At 64.8% G+C, this 19,362-nt stretch carries 20 protein-coding genes; 16 read left to right on the top strand and 4 right to left on the bottom strand.

Annotated features, from left to right (window positions below):
- Positions 1–98: 98 nt before the first annotated feature.
- The 3 genes from FG91_RS04505 to FG91_RS04495 are packed head-to-tail and all read right to left on the bottom strand — an operon-like array spanning position 99 to position 1,362.
- Positions 99–683, bottom strand: coding sequence for an RNA polymerase sigma factor (locus FG91_RS04505; protein ID WP_037512513.1), 585 nt, complete (start codon positions 681–683; stop codon positions 99–101).
- Positions 680–1,117, bottom strand: a complete 438-nt coding sequence (locus tag FG91_RS04500) for a periplasmic heavy metal sensor (protein WP_037512512.1) — start codon at positions 1,115–1,117, stop codon at positions 680–682. The genes FG91_RS04505 and FG91_RS04500 overlap by 4 nt, the downstream gene beginning before the upstream one ends.
- The gene (locus tag FG91_RS04495) at positions 1,117–1,362 is read right to left on the bottom strand and encodes a hypothetical protein (RefSeq protein ID WP_152567999.1); all 246 of its coding nucleotides are present in this window, start codon (positions 1,360–1,362) and stop codon (positions 1,117–1,119) included. Before FG91_RS04495 ends, FG91_RS04500 begins: the two co-directional genes overlap by 1 nt.
- 164 nt (positions 1,363–1,526) lie before the next feature.
- Between FG91_RS04495 and copC the strand changes: the two genes are divergently transcribed.
- The 10 genes from copC to FG91_RS04445 all read left to right on the top strand — a co-directional run bounded on the left by copC (position 1,527) and on the right by FG91_RS04445 (position 12,895).
- Positions 1,527–1,910: a copper homeostasis periplasmic binding protein CopC gene (gene copC / locus FG91_RS04490; RefSeq protein WP_037512508.1), complete on the top strand. Its 384-nt coding sequence runs from the start codon at positions 1,527–1,529 to the stop codon at positions 1,908–1,910.
- Positions 1,911–1,914: 4 nt separating this feature from the next.
- Complete coding sequence (gene copD, locus FG91_RS04485) at positions 1,915–2,883, top strand: copper homeostasis membrane protein CopD (RefSeq protein ID WP_037512506.1); 969 nt, start codon at positions 1,915–1,917, stop codon at positions 2,881–2,883.
- Between the two features lie 362 nt (positions 2,884–3,245).
- The gene (locus FG91_RS04480) at positions 3,246–5,567 is read left to right on the top strand and encodes a heavy metal translocating P-type ATPase (RefSeq protein ID WP_037512504.1); all 2,322 of its coding nucleotides are present in this window, start codon (positions 3,246–3,248) and stop codon (positions 5,565–5,567) included.
- 56 nt (positions 5,568–5,623) lie between these two features.
- Positions 5,624–6,094, top strand: coding sequence for a YybH family protein (locus FG91_RS04475; RefSeq protein WP_037512502.1), 471 nt, complete (start codon positions 5,624–5,626; stop codon positions 6,092–6,094).
- 92 nt (positions 6,095–6,186) lie between these two features.
- Positions 6,187–6,552: a hypothetical protein gene (locus tag FG91_RS04470; protein ID WP_037512500.1), complete on the top strand. Its 366-nt coding sequence runs from the start codon at positions 6,187–6,189 to the stop codon at positions 6,550–6,552.
- A gap of 65 nt (positions 6,553–6,617) precedes the next feature.
- Positions 6,618–6,884, top strand: a complete 267-nt coding sequence (locus tag FG91_RS04465; protein WP_037512806.1) for a hypothetical protein — start codon at positions 6,618–6,620, stop codon at positions 6,882–6,884.
- Between the two features lie 65 nt (positions 6,885–6,949).
- Complete coding sequence (locus FG91_RS04460) at positions 6,950–8,176, top strand: TolC family protein (protein ID WP_037512498.1); 1,227 nt, start codon at positions 6,950–6,952, stop codon at positions 8,174–8,176.
- Complete coding sequence (locus FG91_RS04455) at positions 8,173–9,399, top strand: efflux RND transporter periplasmic adaptor subunit (RefSeq protein ID WP_037512496.1); 1,227 nt, start codon at positions 8,173–8,175, stop codon at positions 9,397–9,399. Before FG91_RS04460 ends, FG91_RS04455 begins: the two co-directional genes overlap by 4 nt.
- A complete protein-coding gene (locus tag FG91_RS04450) occupies positions 9,396–12,530 on the top strand; it encodes an efflux RND transporter permease subunit (RefSeq protein WP_037512492.1) in 3,135 nt (1,044 codons plus the stop codon). Before FG91_RS04455 ends, FG91_RS04450 begins: the two co-directional genes overlap by 4 nt.
- A complete protein-coding gene (locus FG91_RS04445) occupies positions 12,527–12,895 on the top strand; it encodes a copper-binding protein (RefSeq protein ID WP_037512485.1) in 369 nt (122 codons plus the stop codon). The genes FG91_RS04450 and FG91_RS04445 overlap by 4 nt, the downstream gene beginning before the upstream one ends.
- A gap of 85 nt (positions 12,896–12,980) precedes the next feature.
- Here the strand turns inward: FG91_RS04445 and FG91_RS04440 are convergent, their stop codons facing one another.
- Entirely contained in the window at positions 12,981–13,394 is a 414-nt protein-coding gene (locus FG91_RS04440; RefSeq protein WP_037512479.1) for a MerR family transcriptional regulator, read from the bottom strand.
- 106 nt (positions 13,395–13,500) lie between these two features.
- Here FG91_RS04440 and FG91_RS04435 point away from each other — a divergent pair, with 106 nt between their 5' ends.
- Genes FG91_RS04435 through FG91_RS04415 form a run of 6 tightly spaced genes read left to right on the top strand, consistent with a single transcriptional unit; the run spans position 13,501 to position 19,360 of the window.
- Positions 13,501–14,154 carry a cation transporter gene (locus tag FG91_RS04435; protein ID WP_037512475.1) on the top strand — a complete coding sequence of 218 codons (654 nt, stop codon included), beginning with the start codon at positions 13,501–13,503 and terminating at the stop codon, positions 14,152–14,154.
- Positions 14,155–14,159: 5 nt separating this feature from the next.
- Complete coding sequence (locus FG91_RS04430) at positions 14,160–16,103, top strand: cytochrome c/FTR1 family iron permease (RefSeq protein WP_052187305.1); 1,944 nt, start codon at positions 14,160–14,162, stop codon at positions 16,101–16,103.
- A 19-nt stretch (positions 16,104–16,122) separates the two neighbouring features.
- Complete coding sequence (locus FG91_RS04425) at positions 16,123–16,530, top strand: DUF3703 domain-containing protein (protein ID WP_235211939.1); 408 nt, start codon at positions 16,123–16,125, stop codon at positions 16,528–16,530.
- Between the two features lie 39 nt (positions 16,531–16,569).
- Positions 16,570–16,875, top strand: a complete 306-nt coding sequence (locus FG91_RS21645) for a hypothetical protein (RefSeq protein WP_152567998.1) — start codon at positions 16,570–16,572, stop codon at positions 16,873–16,875.
- A 60-nt stretch (positions 16,876–16,935) separates the two neighbouring features.
- Positions 16,936–18,207, top strand: coding sequence for a TolC family protein (locus tag FG91_RS04420; RefSeq protein WP_037512472.1), 1,272 nt, complete (start codon positions 16,936–16,938; stop codon positions 18,205–18,207).
- A 4-nt stretch (positions 18,208–18,211) separates the two neighbouring features.
- Positions 18,212–19,360 carry an efflux RND transporter periplasmic adaptor subunit gene (locus FG91_RS04415; RefSeq protein WP_037512470.1) on the top strand — a complete coding sequence of 383 codons (1,149 nt, stop codon included), beginning with the start codon at positions 18,212–18,214 and terminating at the stop codon, positions 19,358–19,360.
- Positions 19,361–19,362: the final 2 nt, after the last annotated feature.

The raw sequence follows: 19,362 nt of genomic DNA, 5'->3' as shown, positions 1-19,362 counted from the left end.
TACTGACTGTTCCTAAAGCCATACGCAGGCGAGACGGCCGCCCCTCAATAAAATTGCCATGAAATAAGGACCGGCCGACAGAACCAGCAGTCGATACGTCAACCCCGTGCTCTTGCGGATGTTCCCGCGAGCAATTCCTTGAGCCGGGCGCGCGCACGATAAAGACGTGTCTCAACCGTCTTCTCGCTGACCCGCAAAATCTCCGCAGTTTCGGCTTGGCTGACCTCGTCGACGCCGCGCAGGATCAGGACTTCGCGCAAATTTTGCGGCAGCTGGTCGATCGCGCCGCGAACCCGCGCAAGCTCTCGCTTGTCGGTCGCCTCGGAGTCGGGTGCAGGGCCATCGCTGGCTACCTGGTGCGCACTCTCGAGTGGGAGCGCGCGAGAAAAAAATGCACGCACTTTTCGACGGCGCGCCCAATCGCGACACTTGTTGAGCGCGATGCGCGCGATCCAAGTGCGGAAAGGACGTTCGCCATCATAGCGGTCGAGGGCAGAAAAGCCTGCGACGAAGCTTTCCTGCGTCAGGTCCATCGCTTCGTCGGCATCTCCGATTTGCTTGACGATGAGCCTGTAGACGCTCGTTTTGTATCGGCGCAGCAGCTCGCGATATGCATCCTCGCGATGCACGCGCGCAAAGGCCGCCAATTCCTGATCGCTACATTGCGATAGGTCGGCGCTCACTGCGCATCGGCGGTCAGCGCCTTGACCACGCTCTTGTCGAACATCTCCGCCTGTTCGGGGCTCAGCACCCCGCGCATCGCGAATAGATGCTTAAGCGTTTCCTTTTGCAGCTCGCCCATGACTTCGTGGGTTTCGTCGATCGCCTTGGTAACCTGCGGCCCGTAGCCATGCTCGGCCTCGATCGCCTGCGCGAGCCTGACATTGGCGGCGCGCATCTCGAGCTCGAGCGCCCGGCGGCGGCTCGCAAAATCGGCTTCGATCTGTTCGATCCTCATTTCCTGCTCTGCGGTCAGATCGAGCTGTCCGTGGAGAAGCGCGTGCAGTTCGGTCTCGTTCGCTTTCGGCGCGTCCGCCACAGTGCGCCCGACGAAGACACCAGCGATCGCAGCAGCGAAGGCTATGAGCCCGATGAGAAGAAGGCGGCGAGATGCCATTACCGCACGTCCAACAAAGTCGAAGGCGCAAGCGCACTCGGCGGGCCGAAGGGAGCAAGCGGACTCGCCGCAACGGCAGGCTGCGAGATTGCGCTCCCGGCAACAATACCGCCGCCGAGCGAAACGAAGGCTGCTAGCGCCATCAGGCGGCGCGTCGCCACCGCTTCGCGCCGGCGGATGACCAAGGCGCCCATGATGCGATCGTCGAGCGCGTCGAGCGCCGCGGGCAGATCGATCCTGTTCAAAATGCGAAGCTCCTTATCCATCTGTCGTCTCTTCAAACCTTTCCATCATTGTACATACGCGCCGAAGGGCTTCACCCCTCACGCCGGAATATTCCACCAGAATATTTGAGGGCTATGCCGACGTCCTGCGTATTAGCAGGACAGGTACGCAATTGGAGGTCCTCATGCTTAAGTCACTTCTCCCCTCTGCAGCAGCGGCTCTTGTCCTGGCGCTCTCGCCGGCGGCAGCGAACGCGCACACCAAGCTCGTCGGCTCGACGCCGGCGGCCAACTCGACCGTCTCGAAAGTGACGTCGATCAATCTCCAGTTCAACGAGAAGATCGTCGCCTCGACCCTCAAGACCGAGCTCGTCATGACCGGGATGCCCGGCATGGCCAATCATGCACCGATGAAGGTGCCTTTCTCGTCGATGATGGGTAAGGAGGGCAAGTCGGCGATGCTGATGCTCAAGCGACCGCTGACTCCCGGGACCTACAAGGTCAAATGGTCGGCGGCGGGCGCGGACACCCACCGTATGGGCAGCGAATTCAGCTTCACCGTCAAGTAAGACGGTGGGCGACCCCGTCCTGATCGGTATCAGGTTCGCGCTTTACGCGGACCTGATGCTCATCGCCGGCCTTGCGGCGTTTCCGCTCTATGCATTGACACGAAGCGAACGTCTTGGTCTGCAGCCGATGATCGCCGCGATCTGGCGCGCAGAACGATGGCTCTGCACCATCGGGCTGCTCGTCTCCATCCTCGGAATGGGCGTGCTCGCGGCGTCGATGCAGGGCGTGGGACTCCTTTCCCTGGAGCTTCAGCCCTTTCTGGATCTTGTTCGCGAGACCGACGTCGGGACGGCCTGGATCTATCGGAGCGCGGCGCTCCTGCTCGCGCTGGCGGCCGCGATCTGGCTGATACGCTGGCCGACAGCTGCAGCCGCCACACTCGCCCTTGCCGGCTCGGTGGCCGTTGCGACTCTCGTATGGGCCGGCCACGCGGGTGCAACCGAAGGCGGTGCAGGCACCGTCCACAGGGTCAGCGATATATTGCATCTCATCGCCGCCGCAGTCTGGCTTGGCGCGATCGGCTCTTTCCTGCTGCTGATCTCGCCCAAATACATCGGTGAAACGCCGGATGGGATCCGGATCGCGGCGCGGAGTCTCGATCAATTCGCTCGCGTCGGGACAATCTGCGTCCTTGTTATCGCCGCGACCGGCCTCATCAACAGCCAGATGATCATCGGCGCTGAAAATCTCGGACGATCGCTCGGTTCGCCCTATGGACAATTGCTCCTCGCCAAGCTCGCGCTATTCGCATTGATGCTTGTGCTCGCGGCGGCGAACCGCTGGCGGCTGACACCTGCGCTCGCGGCCGCCGTTCCGGGAGCGGATGCCGAGCGGCTCGAAACTGATCCCGGAGTGGCACTCGCGGCGATGCGCAAGAGCCTGATCATCGAAGCGTCGGCCGCGCTCGCCATACTCGCTTTGGTTGCCTGGTTCGGCACGCTCGAGCCGTTCGTCGGCACCGACATGGTTTGACTGTCGACACCGTCGGCTGGCTCGGTCAAACATGCTCGAGACCCACTGCGTCGCACGAATGGCACAGCGCGTGCAGTTGCCTCGAAAGCCATCCGGCCTATCGATTGATCCTCGTCGTCGACACGACCTGGAAGGTTCCGGCAATTTGCGCAGCATGTCCGCCATGGCAGGCAATCGCGCCCGGCAGCAAGCCTAGTCGCACGGGGCAAAGAAAATCCGAGGGATGACCCCCTTTCTTGCGTATCGATAGGAGCGGTTACATTCTGGAATCGTCAGGAAGGATGCCAGCGGCGTATTCGACCTGCGGCGTTTGGACGGCCCCGCCATCATGCGGGCATCCGATGTGGACAGGAGCGGCGACGATGCACGATCATCAGGGCGCGGAAAAAAGCAGCGGGAGCACGACCGATCCGGTATGCGGCATGACGGTCGATCCGGCCATCACGCCGCATGTTGCCACGCACGGCGGCGAACATCATTATTTTTGCAGTGCGGGCTGCCTCGCCAAATTCGAAGCCGATCCCGATCGCTATGCCGAAAAACGCGAGCAGGCCACCGCTGATGCACCCGAGGGCGCCATCTGGACCTGTCCGATGCATCCCGAAATCCAGCGCGCCGGTCCCGGAAGCTGTCCGATTTGCGGCATGGCGCTTGAGCCCGTCATGCCGAGTGCATCGGATGGTCCCAGCGAAGAATATCGCGACATGCGACGCCGATTCTGGGTCGGGCTTCTTTTGGCATTGCCCGTCCTCGCGCTCGAGATGGGCGGCCATTTGACGGGTCTTCATCAATATGTCGGCCGCCAGACGAGCAACTTGATCCAGATGTTGTTCGCAACCCCTGTCGTGTTGTGGGCGGGCTGGCCCTTCTTCGAGCGGGCCTGGCTTTCGATCCGCAACAAGAGCCTCAACATGTTCACCCTCATCGCAATGGGGACGGGAGTGGCATGGGGCTACAGCATGTTTGCCGCCCTTGCGCCTCAGATCTTTCCGGCCGCATTCCGCGCTACCGATGGATCGGTGGCAGTGTATTTCGAGGCTGCTGCCGTGATCACGGTTCTGGTGCTGCTCGGACAGGTCCTCGAACTCAGGGCCCGCGAGACGACAAGTGGTGCGATCCGGGCCCTTCTCGACCTGACACCCAAGCTCGCGCGGCGCGTCCGCAGCGACGGGGGCGACGAAGAGGTCGCGCTCGACGACGTCGCGGTGGGTGACATTTTGCGCATTCGTCCGGGCGAGAAGGTCCCGGTCGACGGGATCGTCCTCGAAGGCCGCGGCACTGTCGACGAATCGATGGTTACGGGCGAATCGATGCCGGTCACGAAGGATGTTGGCGCCGCACTCATCGGCGGCACGATCAACCAGACCGGCGGTCTGCTCATGCGCAGCGAGAAAGTCGGACGCGATACGATGCTCGCGCGCATCGTCCAGATGGTTGCCGACGCGCAGCGCAGCCGGGCGCCGATCCAGCGCCTTGCCGACACCGTCTCGGGCTGGTTCGTGCCCGGTGTCATCGTCGTCGCTGTCGTCGCTTTCATAATCTGGTCGGTTGTCGGCCCGGCGCCCGCCATGGCCTATGGTCTGATCGCCGCCGTTTCGGTGTTGATCATCGCCTGCCCGTGCGCGCTCGGCCTCGCGACGCCGATGTCCATCATGGTCGGTGTCGGACGCGGCGCAGAGGCGGGTGTCCTGATCAAAAATGCCGAGGCGCTCGAACGCATGGAGAAGGTCGACACACTGGTAGTCGACAAGACCGGAACCCTGACCGAAGGCAGACCCTCGGTGGTCGCGGTCGAAGTCGGAGAGGGGTTCGAGGAGAATGACCTTCTGCGGATCGCCGCCAGCCTCGAACGGAGCAGCGAGCATCCGCTCGCTGCAGCGATCGTCAAAGCCGCCGAAGACCGGAAGCTCGCGCTCGTCGAACCGTCGGGAGTCGACCAGCCGGTCGGCAAGGGCATCGTGGGAGTTGTCGACGACAAGGCCATCGTCCTCGGTAACGCGGGATTCCTCGAGGAATATGATGTCGATCTGGGCACCCTCTCCGAGGCGGCCGACCGGCTTCGCGGCGATGGAGCAACCGCGATCTACATCGCGGTCAATGGCCGGGCGGCCGGCGTCATCGCGATCGCCGATCCCGTCAAGGAAACGACCGGCGATGCGCTTGCGGCGCTTCGTGAAGCTGGAATCAAGGTCATCATGCTGACCGGCGACAACCGAGTCACCGCCGAGGCTATCGCGCGCCGCCTCGGTATCGACGACGTGGAGGCCGACGTCCTTCCCGACCAGAAAAGTGCTGTCGTTCAGCGGCTGCGCGAGCAGGGCCGGATTGTCGCGATGGCGGGCGACGGCGTCAACGACGCCCCCGCGCTCGCCGCGGCCGACGTCGGGATCGCGATGGGCTCGGGAACCGATGTGGCGATCGAGAGCGCGGGCGTCACGCTGCTACGCGGCGACCTCCTGGGGATTGTAAGGGCGCGGCACCTCAGCCACGCGACGATGACGAACATCCGCCAGAATCTCTTTTTCGCCTTTGCCTATAATGTCGCGGGCATTCCGGTGGCGGCGGGCGTGCTTTACCCGGTCTTCGGACTGCTGCTTTCGCCGATCATTGCTGCCGCCGCGATGGCGCTCTCGTCGGTGAGCGTTATCGCCAATTCGCTGCGCCTGCGGTTCGTGAAGATCTGATTCGAATTTTGTTTAGGCATTGGCTGCCATCGATCTCAAGAAAGGGGAGACGAAGAATGAGAGGATTCACTGCAGCAGCAATGGGGCTTGTCCTGGTCGTGACAATTCCCGCCCACGCGGCCGCGACCCCGGATTATCAAGCCGCAGCCGCGACGCTCGCGCAATATAAGAAGGCGGTCGAGGGCCGCGACCTGTCGGGCGTCGAATCGCTGTTTGCGCCCGATGCCCAGATATTCGAGTCGGGAGGCGTCGAGGGAAATTTTGTCCATTATCGCGACCATCATCTCGCGCCCGAACTCAAGGCTTTCAAGTCTTTCGCTTTTCGGGACTATAAGGTTGCAGTGCGCGGTGAAGGTGAGCTTGCGATTGCCACCGAAACCTACTCCTACACGATCGTCCTTCCGGACGGCGAGACCGTCGCGCGCGATGGTGTGGCAACAAGCGTCCTCAAATGGACCGGCGGCAAATGGCAGATCATCAGCCTCCACAGTTCATCACGCAAACCGAAAGTCTCGACGCCCGGATAGGCCGTCGCGGGGTCGACCGATCGCTCCGGGCCCCGCGCCCGACAACCGAAAATTCGTTTGACGATGATTTCAGCAAGGATCATGCTTCAACCGTGAAACGCTGGCTTTCCTTCCTGCTCCTCTTCGGAGCCGTGCTGGGCCTTCTGGCCCAGGAAGCTGCGTTTGCCTCCGCACCGGCTATTCCGATGACCGAAACCGCAATCGCGGCGCCGGGGATGAGTGACGAATGCGCCGAGATGATGGGGATCGACAAATCGCAGGACAAGAAGTCCTGCGCCGGCCTCACGCTCGACTGCATCGCCAAAATGGGCTGCGCGCTCCCGCCCGCTGTCGTATCGCCGCCGACGCCGACCGCCGCGGCGACCCATATGCCGGGCTTGCTCGATCCGCTTCCGATCCAGCGACTGAATGGCCGGACATTCGGTCCCGAGCCCGATCCACCGCTAATTCTCGGCTGAACTGCATGATGCGCGCCGGATTGCTTCGGCGCGCGCTTCCTGCCTTTTCAACCGAGGAATTCCACATGAAACCGATTTTTGCCGTTGCCGCGCTCGCGGCAGCAACGCTTGCCGCCCCCGTTCTCGCCCAGGAGCCATCGGGCGGCCATTATGAATGGCAGACCCGCCAGGTGCCGGGACCGAACAAGTCGGGCACCACCTCGCGGGTTCGTGTCTGGGTCAAGGACAAGCCTGGACAGATGGCGCATTGCGACTGCGACATGATGACGGTGAGTCCGGCGGACTGCATGAAGAAGATGTCCGCCGACCACAGGATGCCCCCGCAAGGGTGACGGCCTTTCCTCCCCGGCGTAGATTCGCCGGGGAGGCTTCTGCCAACCCATTGCAGGGGAACATCATGCGCCTATTTGTTACGGCAGCCTTGCTTGCGCTGCCTATGGCCCTTCGCGCCGAGCCGATGACGCTCGATGCGGCGCTCGGCCGCGCGGCATCGGAGGCACCCGAATTGCAGGGCCGCGAAGCCGGCGTCGACGCCGCGCGGTCAGCGGCGATCGCGGCCGACCGCTTGCCCGACCCAAAGCTCAATGTCGTCCTGCAGGATTTCCCGGTGACCGGGCCCGACGCGGGCCGGTTCAATCGTGACGATTTCACGATGCAGGTGATCGGCGTCAGCCAGGATTTTCCGAACCCTGCCAAGCGCCGCGCGCGCGCGACGCGCGCGCAGGCGGACATCGGAATTGCCCGCGCCGACGAAGCGGTGACCGCGCAGGATATCAGGCTCGCGACCGCGCTCGCCTGGGTCGATCTCTTCTATGCCAAGAAGCGCCTCAAGGAACTCGACCTGCTCGATGCCGGCCTCGAAGACCTTCAAGCGACGGTGACCGCGCGGCTGGCCAGCGGCGCGGCGCGCCCGGCGCAGGCGCTCGAACCCGACCAGCTTCGCGCCGCGATCAACGATCGCCGCAGCGCGCTCGCCGCCGAGATCGCCCGCGCCCGCGCGCAGCTCGCCCGCTTCACCGGCGACCCCGCCGCCGACACGCTCGGCGACCTGCCGCCGCAGACGATCGACGAGCAGCGATTACGCGCCGGGATCGACGCCCTGCCAAGGCTCAGGGCGCTCGACGCCCGCGCCATCGCGGCCGATGCCGAGACCGGTCTCGCGCGCGCCGACAAGCGCCCCGACTGGAGCGTCAACGCGGCCTATGGGCGGCGCGAGCCCAATTATGGCGACCTCGTCACGGTCGGGGTCACCATCGATCTGCCCTTCTTCTCGAAGAAGCGGCAGGACCCGAAGATCGCCGCGCGCGCCAGCGAAGCGACGCGCGCGCGCCTCGACCGCGAGGCCGCCAAGCGCGACATCGCGGCGGCACTCGACGCCGATCTCGCCGATCACCGCATGCACCATGAGCAGCTCGCGAATGCACGCACGCGGCTCGTGCCGCTCGCGAAGAAGCGCGCCGAACTCGATCTGGGAAGTTACGCCGCCGGAAAGGTCGACCTCGGGACGGCACTGCTGTCGACCCTCGCGCTCGCGGAGGCCGAAGTCGATGCGCTGGCGCGGGAAGCCGAGGTCGCGCGCGACGCGATCCGGATCAATTTTATCTATGGGGAGGCAGGTCGATGACCGATGCAACATCAGCGGCGCGGTGGCGCGCCGGAATCCTGGCCGCGGTGCTAATCGCCGGTGGCGGCGGTTACTGGCTGGGACAGCGCGGCCAGAGCGATGCGCCAACCGAGGCGGCCGGCAGCGGGCGCAAGATCCTCTACTATTATGACCCGATGTTCCCGAACCAGAAGTTCGACAAGCCCGGCAAGTCGCCCTTCATGGATATGCAGCTCGAGCCCAAATATGCCGACGAGGGCAGCGGCGCAGCGCCGGGCGTGTCGGTCGATCCGTCGGCGCGGCAAAGCCTCGGCATAAGGGTGGTCGCGGCCGAAATGGGCAGCCTGGCGGCGACCTTCGACGTCAACGGCAGTATCGATTTCAACCAGCGCGACGTCGCGATCGTCCAAGCGCGCTCGGGCGGTTTCGTCGAGCGCGTCTATCGTCTCGCACCCGGCGATGTGATCGGTGCCGGCGCGCCGATCGCCGACCTGCAATTGCCCGAATGGGGCAGCGCCCAGACCGAATATCTGAGCGTCAAAAGGCTCGGAAAACCCGACCTCACCGCGGCGGCGCGGCAACGGCTGCGGCTGATGGGCATGCCCGAGGCGGTAATTTCCGAAGTCGACCGGAGCGGACGCACCGGCGGCAGGCTGACGGTACGCGCCCCGATCGGCGGGGTCGTCCAGACGCTCAACGCGCGCGCGGGCGTGACACTCGCTACAGGGCAGACGCTTGCGGAAATCTCGGGGCTCGGAACGGTGTGGCTCAATGCCGCGCTCCCCGAAGCGCAGGCCGGACTGGTGAAGATCGGCCAACCCGCCACCGCGAAGCTCACCGCCTTCCCCGGCGAGATCTTCACCGGCAGGGTCATTGCCATCCTGCCGACCGCATCGACCGACAGCCGGACGCTGACGGTGCGCGTCGAACTCACCAATCGCGGCGGGCGCCTCCGTCCCGGCATGTTCGCGGTCGTCGCGCTCGGCGGCGATGCCAAGCCCACGCTGCTGGTGCCGAGCGAAGCGGTGATCCGCACCGGCACGCGCAGCATCGTGATGCTCGAGAAAGGCGATGGGCGTTACCATCCCGCCGAGGTGGTCGCCGGACGCGAGGGCGGCGGCAAGACCGAGATATTGCAGGGGCTCGCTCCCGGCGAGAAGGTCGTCGCCTCAGGTCAGTTCCTGCTCGACTCCGAAGCGAGCCTGACCGGCCTCACCGTGCGTCCGCTGGAACCCGCGCAATGATCGCACGCATCATTCGCGCCTCGGTCGCGGCGCGCGGGCTGGTCGTCGCGGCGGCGCTGATCCTGACGCTGCTCGGGATCGCCGCGGTCCGCACGACCCCGGTCGACGCCCTGCCCGACCTGTCGGACGTTCAGGTCATCGTCCGCACCAGCTATGCGGGTCAGGCGCCGAGGATCGTCGAGGATCAGGTCACCTATCCGATCACGACGACGATGCTCTCCGTGCCCGGTGCGCGCGTGGTGCGCGGCTATAGCTTCGTTGGCGACAGCTTCGTCTATGTGCTGTTCGACGACGGCACCGATCCCTATTGGGCGCGCAGCCGCGTGCTCGAATATCTGAGCCAGGTGCAGAGCCGCCTCCCCGAGGGTGCCCGCGCGAGTCTCGGTCCCGACGCGACCGGGGTCGGCTGGATCTATGAATATGCACTCGTCGACAAGAGCGGCCGCCACGATCTCGCCGAGCTGCGCAGCCTCCAGGACTGGTTCCTGCGCTTCGAGCTCAAGGCGGTTCCCGGCGTCGCCGAGGTCGCGAGCATCGGCGGCATGGTGCGCCAGTATCAGATCGTCGTCGATCCGCAGAAACTTGCCGCCTTCGGCGTGACCGCAAGCGAGGTCTCCGACGCCCTCAAGCGCGCCAATCAGGAAAGCGGCGGCGGGAGCCTGGAACTCGCCGAGGCCGAATATATCGTCCGCGCGAGCGGCTATCTGAAGTCGCTCGATGATTTCCGCAGCGTGCCGATCCGCACCGCCGGCGGCGGCATCCCGGTGACGGTCGGCGATGTCGCGACGGTGCAGATCGGGCCCGACACAAGGCGGGGCATCGCCGAGCTCAACGGCGAGGGCGAAGTCGCCGGCGGCGTCATCGTCATGCGCGAGGGCAAGAATGCCCGTGAGGTCATCGACGGCGTGCGCGCCAAGCTTGCCGAACTCAAGCGCAGCCTGCCGCCCGGGGTCGAGATCGTCACCACCTATGACCGCTCGGGGCTGATCGACCGCGCGGTCGATAATTTGACCTCGAAGCTCGTCGAAGAATTCATCATCGTCGGGCTCGTCTGCGCGCTCTTCCTCTGGCACGCGCGCTCGGCGCTGGTCGCGATCCTGACCTTGCCGCTCGGCATCCTCATCGCCTTCATCGTCATGCGGCTTCAAGGGCTCAACGCCAACATATTATCCTTGGGCGGCATCGCGATCGCGGTCGGGGCGATGGTCGACGCGGCTGTGGTGATGATCGAAAATGCCCACAAGCATCTCGAACATTGGGAGCGCGATCATTCCGGCGAGGAGCTGAAAGGCACCGAACGCTGGCGCGTCATCACCGACGCCGCCGCCGAGGTCGGCCCCGCGCTCTTCCTCAGCCTCCTCATCATCACCTTCTCCTTCCTTCCCATCTTCACGCTCGAAGGCCAGGAGGGACGGCTCTTCTCGCCGCTCGCCTTCACCAAAACCTATGCGATGGCGGCGGCCGCGATCCTCTCGATCACGCTCATCCCGGTGCTGATGGGCTGGCTGATCCGCGGCAAGATACCCGCCGAACAGAGTAATCCGGTCAATCGCTGGCTGACGCGCATCTATCGCCCGGCACTCGATTGGGTGCTCGAACGGCCGAAAAAGGCGCTCATGATCGCCGGCCTCCTCTTCGCCACCAGCCTGTGGCCGATAACCCAGATCGGCGGCGAGTTCATGCCGCAGATGCACGAAGGCGACCTCTTGTACATGCCCTCGGCGCTGCCCGGCATCTCGGCCGCAAGGGCATCGAGCCTGCTCCAGCAGACCGACCGGCTGATCAAGACGGTGCCCGAGGTCGAGAGCGTGTTCGGCAAGGCGGGGCGCGCCGACAGCGCGACCGATCCCGCGCCGCTCGAGATGTTCGAGACGACGATCCGCTTCAAGCCGAAGGACCAGTGGCGCCCCGGCATGACCGAGGAGAAATTGATCGAGGAGCTCGACGCGCGGGTCCGGGTTCCGGGGCTCGCCAATTTCTGGATCCCGCCGATCCGCAACCGCATCGACATGCTCGCGACCGGAATCAAGAGCCCCATCGGGATCAAGGTCGCAGGCTCCGACCTCGCCGATATCGACCGCACCGCCAAGCGCATCGAGACGGTCGCCAAAACCGTCCCCGGCGTCGCGTCGGCGCTGGCCGAACGGCTGACCGGCGGGCGCTATATCGATGTCGATATCGATCGCGCCGCCGCCGCGCGCTACGGTCTCAACGTCGCCGACGTGCAGGCGATCGTATCGGGCGCGATCGGCGGCGAGACGATCGGTCAGACGGTCGAAGGGCTCGCGCGCTATCCGATCAGCGTGCGCTACCCGCGCGAGCTGCGCGACAGCATCGGCGAACTCGCGAGCCTTCCGGTCCTGACGCCCTCGCGCCAGCAGATCACGCTCGGCACGGTGGCCAGCGTCAGGGTGAGCGACGGGCCGCCGATGCTGCGCAGCGAGAATGCACGCCCCGTCACCTTCATCTATGTCGACAGCCGCGGCCGCGATTTGCAGGGGCTGGTGCAGGACATTCAGCAGGCGATCGCGCGCGAGGTCGACCTGCCTCCCGGCGTCAGCGTCTCCTATACCGGTCAGTTCGAGTTCCTCGTTCGTGCGACCGAGCGGATGAAGGTCGTGATCCCGGTCACGCTCGCGATCATCTTCGTCCTGCTTTACCTCACCTTCCGCCGCTGGGACGAAGCGCTGCTCATCATGGCGACCTTGCCCTTCGCGCTCACCGGCGGGCTCTGGCTGCTCTATCTGCTAGGCTACAACCAGTCGGTCGCAAGCGCGGTCGGGTTCATCGCGCTCGCCGGCGTCGCCGCCGAGTTCGGAGTCGTCATGCTCATTTATCTCAAGCATGCGCTCGCAGATCGCAGCGACGACGACATTTTGGCCGCGGTACGCGAAGGCGCGCTGCTTCGCGTGAGGCCGAAGGCGATGACGGTGGCGGTCATCCTAGCGGGCCTGTTCCCGATCCTCGTCGGAACCGGAACCGGCTCCGAAGTCATGAGCCGCATCGCCGCGCCGATGATCGGCGGCATGCTCACCGCGCCGCTGCTGTCGATGCTCATCATTCCCGCCGCCTATCTGCTGATGCGCAGGCGCGCGGCTCATCCCGTTCAACCCGAAGGAGAAACGACATGAAGAAACTGACTGCAATCGCGCTGGGCATCGCGCTCAGTGCAGGTCTCGCCGGCTGCGGCAAGCAAGGCGAACCTCCCAAAGCCGAAGAAAAGGCCGCGATGGCCGATGATGCCGGGACCATGGCGATGCCCGCCGAAACCAAGCATGGCAAGGGCACGGCAACAGTGACCGCCATCGATAGCGCGAAAGGACAGGTGACGCTCGATCATAGCGCGATCGCCGAACTTGAATGGCCGCCGATGACGATGGGGTTTGCGGCGAAGCCCGAACTGCTGAAGGACATCAAGGTGGGCGACAAGGTCGCGTTCGAACTCGATTGGGACGGCAAGGCCGGGACGATCACCAAGCTCGGCAAGGCGCAGTAGCACAGCAGAACCGGAAGCCATGGGACGCAGTGATCGCCTGTCGCCGCGTCTCATGGCCGGAAGCATGTCCGAACCGACGACCGGACTAAATCGCCAGTTCGGTTCCCGCGATCGCCTCGATCACTCGGCATTCGGCAGCGCGGCCCCCTTCGCAGGAGGTCGCGACATCAGTCAGCGCCGAGCGCAAGGTCTCAAGCCGAGCGATGCGAATGCCAATTTCGTGAAGATGTTCGCGCGCGATTGCCGCAGCATCCGCGCAGTCCCGGTCGGGCTGATCCGAAAGTGCCAGCAGCGAGCGTATCTCTGGAATAGAGAAGCCGAGCTGGCGGCCATGCCGAATGAAGGCAAGGCGACGCAGATCGGCCGTGTCATAGCTCCGGCGCCCAGAGGGCGTGCGGAGTGCCTCGGGAAGAAGTCCGATTTCCTCATAAAAGCGGATGGTGTTGACCTTGGTGCCCGTCTGCCGGGCAAGATCGCCGATCGCGAGCCGCTTCGTCATAAAGTGCTTGATCCTCCAGTGACTGGAGATTGTATAGGCTGATCGTCTCCAAAGTTGAAGGCATCAAACAAACCCTTGGGGGCGGCAACATGAGGACGAAGAATCGATGACGGCAGAATCGGAAAGCGGCGATGCGTGCGGCTGCACGGGCGACCCCGTTCGCGCCGAGAAGGATCCGGCCTATCGCCGCGCCTTGTGGATTGTCGTTATACTCAACCTCGGTTTCGGTGCGATCGAGATTGTCGGCGGTTTCATAGCCAACAGCCAGGCGCTGAAGGCCGATTCGCTCGACTTCATCGGGGATGGCACGATCACTTTGGCCGGTCTCGTCGCCATCGGTTGGACTGCGCTGGCGCGCACGCGCATCGCCTTCGCACAGGGCTTGTTCCTGCTGACGCTCGGTCTTGGCGTTATTGGCGTCGCGCTGTGGCGCGCACTGACGGCCGTCCCTCCCGAAGCCGAATTGATGGGCGGCATCGGTGTCGCAGCCTTGCTCGTCAACCTCGTTTCGGCCGGCGTTCTCTCGCGGTTTCGTGAGGGCGACGCCAATGTCCGAGCGGTTTGGCTGTTCAGTCGCAATGACGCGATCGCCAATGTGGCGGTAATTTTCGCCGCGGGCCTCGTTGCGTGGACGGGTCAGGCCTGGCCCGACCTCGCGGTTGCCGCCATTATCGCCGCCCTCTTTCTGCACTCGGCCTATGAAATTCTCCGCGGAGCGCGGACGGAATTGCGCGAGATGTCGATGGCGGCCGGACGATAGGATCCATGTCGCCCGCCCGCCGCTTTCGCTTCTTCTGGATCCTGCTTGCCGCTATCGGCAGCTTCGCCGCGCAAGCGGCGCAGGCTCGCAGCGATGCCGAAGAGGTTCAGACCATCTGGCGACTGCTGGATTATGTCGCCGTCGATTATTCGGGCGCCGTTGCGAACGGCCAGATCGCGAGTGCGGTCGAATATGCCGAAATGACCGAGTTTTCGGCCACCGTTCGTAAGGGAATCGCGGCGCTGCCGGCGACCTCGGCGCGTGCACGTCTCATTGCCGAGGCCGGACAGCTCGAAGCGGCGATCGCTTCGAAGTCGGATTCCGGCAAAGTGGCGGGGCAAGCCCGCAGCCTCGCGACCGATTTGCTCGCCGCTTATCCAGTGCCTTTGGCACCCAAAGCCGCACCCGATCCCCGCCGCGGCGCACAGATATATCGGGAAAATTGCGCGAGCTGCCATGGCGCGCGCGGCGACGGCAATGGTCCCCAAGCGAAGGGGCTTGATCCGGCACCGATCGATTTCACCGACGCGGAGCGCGCCCGCAAGCGCAGCCTGTTCGCACTCTATCAGGTCATAGGCCAAGGGCTTGAGGGCACTTCGATGCCCAGTTTCGCCCATTTGCCTTCGGACGACCGTTGGGCGGTGGCGGCGTATGTCGGCGGCTTTGCTTTTCAACATGTTGCTGATGGCGAGCGCATCTGGAGCCGCGATCCGTCCGCGCGCGAACATATCTCCAGCCTGCAAGCCTTTACCAGCCTCAGTCCCGAGGCCCTTGGTCGCAAAGTCGGCCGCGAGAAGGCCGATGCGATCACCGCCTATTTGCGTGCCGCTCCCAAGGCGCTGACCGCAGCCGCACCGTCATCGCTTGCCATCGCGCGCGACAAGTTAGCGCAAAGCCTCGCCGCATATCGCAGCGGAAATCGCAGCGAAGCCGAGCGCTTGGCGCTTTCCGCCTATCTCGACGGTTTCGAGCCGGTCGAACCGATTCTGACAACGCGCAATTCGGCGCTGATGGCGCGCATAGAAACGGCCATGGCCGATTATCGCGTCTCCATCGGGCGCGGCTTGCCGGTCGAAAACGTCGCGGACAAGGCCGCCGTTGTCGAGACCCTCTTCGCCGACGCCGAGACGGCGCTTTCTCCTGATGCCGCCAGCGATGCATCGACGTTTGTCGGAGCCCTGACCATCCTTCTGCGCGAAGGTCTCGAAGCGGTGCTGATCGTGGTGGCCATGATCGCTTTCCTGCGAAAGTCCGAACGTCCCGAAGTCCTCGCTTATGTCCATGGCGGCTGGATCACCGCCCTGGCCGCGGGCGGAGCGACCTGGGCCATCGCGACCTATGCGGTATCGGTCAGCGGCGCGAACCGCGAACTGACCGAAGGTTTCGGTTCCTTGTTCGCCGCCGTGGTGCTTGTCTGGGTCGGCATCTGGATGCACGGCAAGTCGAATGCGGCGAACTGGCAGCGCTATATTCGCGAAGCAATGGGCAAGGCTCTGTCCCGCCGCTCGGCGTGGTTCCTGTTCGGCCTCGCCTTTCTCGTCGTTTATCGTGAAGTCTTCGAGACCATCCTCTTTTTCACAGCGCTGTCCGCGCAAGGCAGCGGCAGCGCAATCGCCGCCGGCGCCGGGACGGCGCTGGCAATTCTCGCGGTGATTACCTGGGCGATGCTGCGCTACAGCCGCACTTTGCCGATCGGGACGTTTTTTGCCTATAGTTCGGCGCTCATCGCAATCCTTGCGGTCGTTCTCGCCGGAAAGGGAGCGGGTGCCTTGCAAGAGGCCGGGCTTCTCGGCATCACGCCGCTCGCCCATTTCCCACGCTTCCCCGCCCTCGGGATTTTCCCCGCACTTGAGCCATTGCTTCTCCAACTTCTGGTGCTTGCGATTCTTTGGCTCGGCTATCGATATAATGGCAGGCAGCAGCGGCGGAACGAGACCGCGCATGGATAGTAGCGGGAGCGGAGCGCTCATGGTCGCGGCACGTCGCGACGACGCTCTTTCAGGGGAGGTTTCGATGGGAGCAGCGGAGCGGCGGCATGCGACGAAGCTGATTGCCATCGAAATGGAACGGTATCGCGGTGCCAGGCAATCGGCAGATGATATCGCCGCATGGTGTGCGCTGGAACGAGCGCATATTATCGCTCAGCCCTTCTTCGGCCCGCATCTGGCAGCCCACTGGCAAATGGCCCAATTCGCACTGGCCCTCCGCGACTGGCGCGAGGCAGCAGGTCAAATGTATCGGCTTGCGCTGGTTCCGCTAGGATCGCTTACGGGCAGATTGCCTTCGGGGAATACGGGACGGGCGCGAGTCAGCGCGTTCAAGCCGATGCCGGTTCCGCCCGACCTTGCCGCTGCAATTTCCTCTGACGACAAGTAGGAACAGGATCGAATGGGGGCGCCGATGTCTGGAGCGATAATGCGAATGCTGGTGATTGTGGGCGTACTGCTTTGCAGCCTGCAGTTCTGCGAGCCTGCATCGGCTAGCCATGTCGATCGCGACACCAGAACTTTCGTCGACCGGGACGAAGGGCGACAGGAGCATCACGGGCCGGCCAAGAAATTTGCCCATAGCGGCCATCATCATTGTTCCATGGCTCCGGATCAGTATCCAACGGCCAGCGAAGCTCCACTGGCGATGGCCCGCGGACCGCTGTTTTCAGCGCCGGTCGTCGAGCGGCCTTCGCGCGTACTGGCTCCCCTTCTCGATCCCCCCCTCGCCTGAGACGCTTTGCGACACGCCGCAACTGCGCGGCGGCCTTTCGGCTCAATTGAGGATGAACTTATGTACAGGATCGTTGCTGCCTTGGTGGCAGCCACATCTTGCGTTGCCATAGCGCAGGCGCAGGAAAAAGAGCCGGAAGTCCGGCAGGTATCGGGATCGCTGCTGACGCTCGAGGATGCGGTGGCCCTCGCGGGCGGCAGCGCGCCAGCGGCGGACGTCGCGGCAGCAGAGGTCGAAGCTGCGAGCGCCGCGCGCCGCGTGGCTGGGCTTCGGCCCAATCCGGCACTCAGCGTCGAAGTCGAGAACTTCGTCGGCACCGGGCCATATAATGGCGTGAACGGCGCCGACGTGACGGCGAGCGTTGCCATTCCGATAGAACTCGGCGGAAAGCGCCAAGCCCGGATCGCCGTGGCTAACGCAGCAACACACCGCGCGCAAATCGCGCAAGCGATCGCACAGGCCGATATTCGCCTGCAGGTGACCGAACTCTATGTCCAGGCTTCGGCTGCCGACGTGCGGGTGGCGATCGCCGAGGACCAGTTTCGTATCGCGGGCGACACTGCGCGTGCGGCAACCATTCGCGTCCAGGCGGGGCGTGCCTCTCCGCTCGAACAGGAACGCGCCGAAGTCGCGCGCCTGACCGCCGAAGCGGAGGTCGACAAGGCGCGCCGGCTCGCCGCCGCGGCCCGCGCAAATCTCGCGCGCCGCATTGGTCGCCAGATTTCCGGCTCGCTCGACATCGCCATATTGGGCGGACCTGGCGGAAGTATGATGGGCCCGCCGCGTCCGATCTCGGCGGCGGGCACGCTGGCCCTGGCAGCCGCCGACGCCGATCTTGCGACTGCGGATGCGGGCGTAAGACTGGCTCGTTCCCAGCGCGCGCCCGACCTCACGGTCGGACCCGGCGTGCGGCGGCTCGAGGCGACCAATGATGTCGCCGCCGTATTCAGCGTCTCGCTGCCGCTGCCGCTGTTCAACAACGGGCGCGCCGCGGTCGATCAGGCGAATGCCGAGCGGCGGCGCGCCGACGCGCAGCGCCGCGTTACCGCGCTCGACGTCGAACAGCAGATCGGCGATGCCGAAGTCGAGGCCGCAAACGCCGCGGCTGCGGCGCGTGTTGCCAGCGGCCCCGCGCTCTCGTCGGCGATGGAAGCCGCGCGCATCGCGCGCATTGGTTACCGCGAAGGCAAATTCGGCCAACTCGAACTGCTCGACGCCGAACGGACGCTGACGGACATGCGCTCGGCGTCGATCGAAGCGCTCGTCTCCTACCAACTCGCCAAGGCCCGGTTGGAACGCCTCACGGCTCCCGCGCCCCTCGAAGGAAATTGACCCCATGACATTTCAACTCAACCGGAAGTTGCTGCTCGCCGCTGCCCTGCCACTCTTCCTTGCTGCTTGCGGCGGCGGCGAGAAAGCCAAGCCCGCCGAAGAAAATGGCGAAGAAGAGGGCGGCAAAGCCGAGGGCGGCGGCATCGCGCTCACCAACGAACAGATCAAAGTGGCTGGCATCATACTCGGACGTCCGGCTATCGGTAGCGCCGGCGCGCTTCAGCTTCCCGCCACGATCGAAGGCGATCCGCAGGGCACGCAGGCGGTGTCGGCCGCGATCGGCGGGCGGGTCGTCGCGCTCAACCGCAACCTCGGGCAGAGCGTCGGGCGCGGCCAGACGCTCGCGATCATCGAAAGCCGCGAGGCAGCGCAGCTCCAGGGCGAGGTGCAGGCATCGCGAGCGCGGCTTACGCTCGCCAATTCCAATCTCGCCCGCGAAGAGCGACTGTTCGCGCAGCGCGTCTCGCCCGAGCAGGATGTGATCGCGGCGCGCACCGCCGCGACCGAAGCCCGCATCGCCTATCAGCTTGCGCAGCAACAGGTGTCGGCAGCGGGCGGCGGCGGCGGCCAGCTCAATCGCATCGCCATCGCCGCGCCGATCTCGGGCCAGGTGATCGCGCGCAGTGTTGTGCTCGGCCAGACGGTGCCAGCTGACGCCGAACTCTACCGCATCGCCAATCTGTCGAGCGTTTCGCTGTCGCTCAACCTTCAGCCCGCCGATGCAGGACGCATCCGCCCCGGTGCATCCGTATCGGTGAGCGCACCGGGCCGGCAAGCCACCGGCAGGATCAGTTTCGTCTCGCCGGCGCTCGATCCGGTGACAAGGCTGGTGCCCGCCATCGCCCTCCTCGACAATCGCGCCGGCCAATGGCGCGTCGGCGAAGCGGTCACCGCTTCGGTCACGCTGGCGGGAGGCAGCGGCGACTCATCGATCAGTGTGCCCTCAACGGCGATCCAGACGGTCGACGGCAAGAGCGTCGTGTTCGTCCGCACGAAGGACGGCTTCGCGGCCGTCCCGGTCGTTCTCGGCGACCGTGCCGGCGCCAATGTGATCGTCCGCTCGGGGCTCAAAGGCACCGAGCAGATCGCTATCGCCAACAGCTATGTGCTCAAGGCCGAGATCGGCAAGAGCGAAGCCGCGGATGAGGATTAAGC

Source organism: Sphingopyxis sp. LC81, assembly GCF_000756375.1.
In the GTDB taxonomy this organism is placed as follows: domain Bacteria; phylum Pseudomonadota; class Alphaproteobacteria; order Sphingomonadales; family Sphingomonadaceae; genus Sphingopyxis.
The sequence above is the reverse complement of the archived record's forward strand: the minus strand, read 5'-3'. Positions and strand labels throughout refer to the sequence as shown.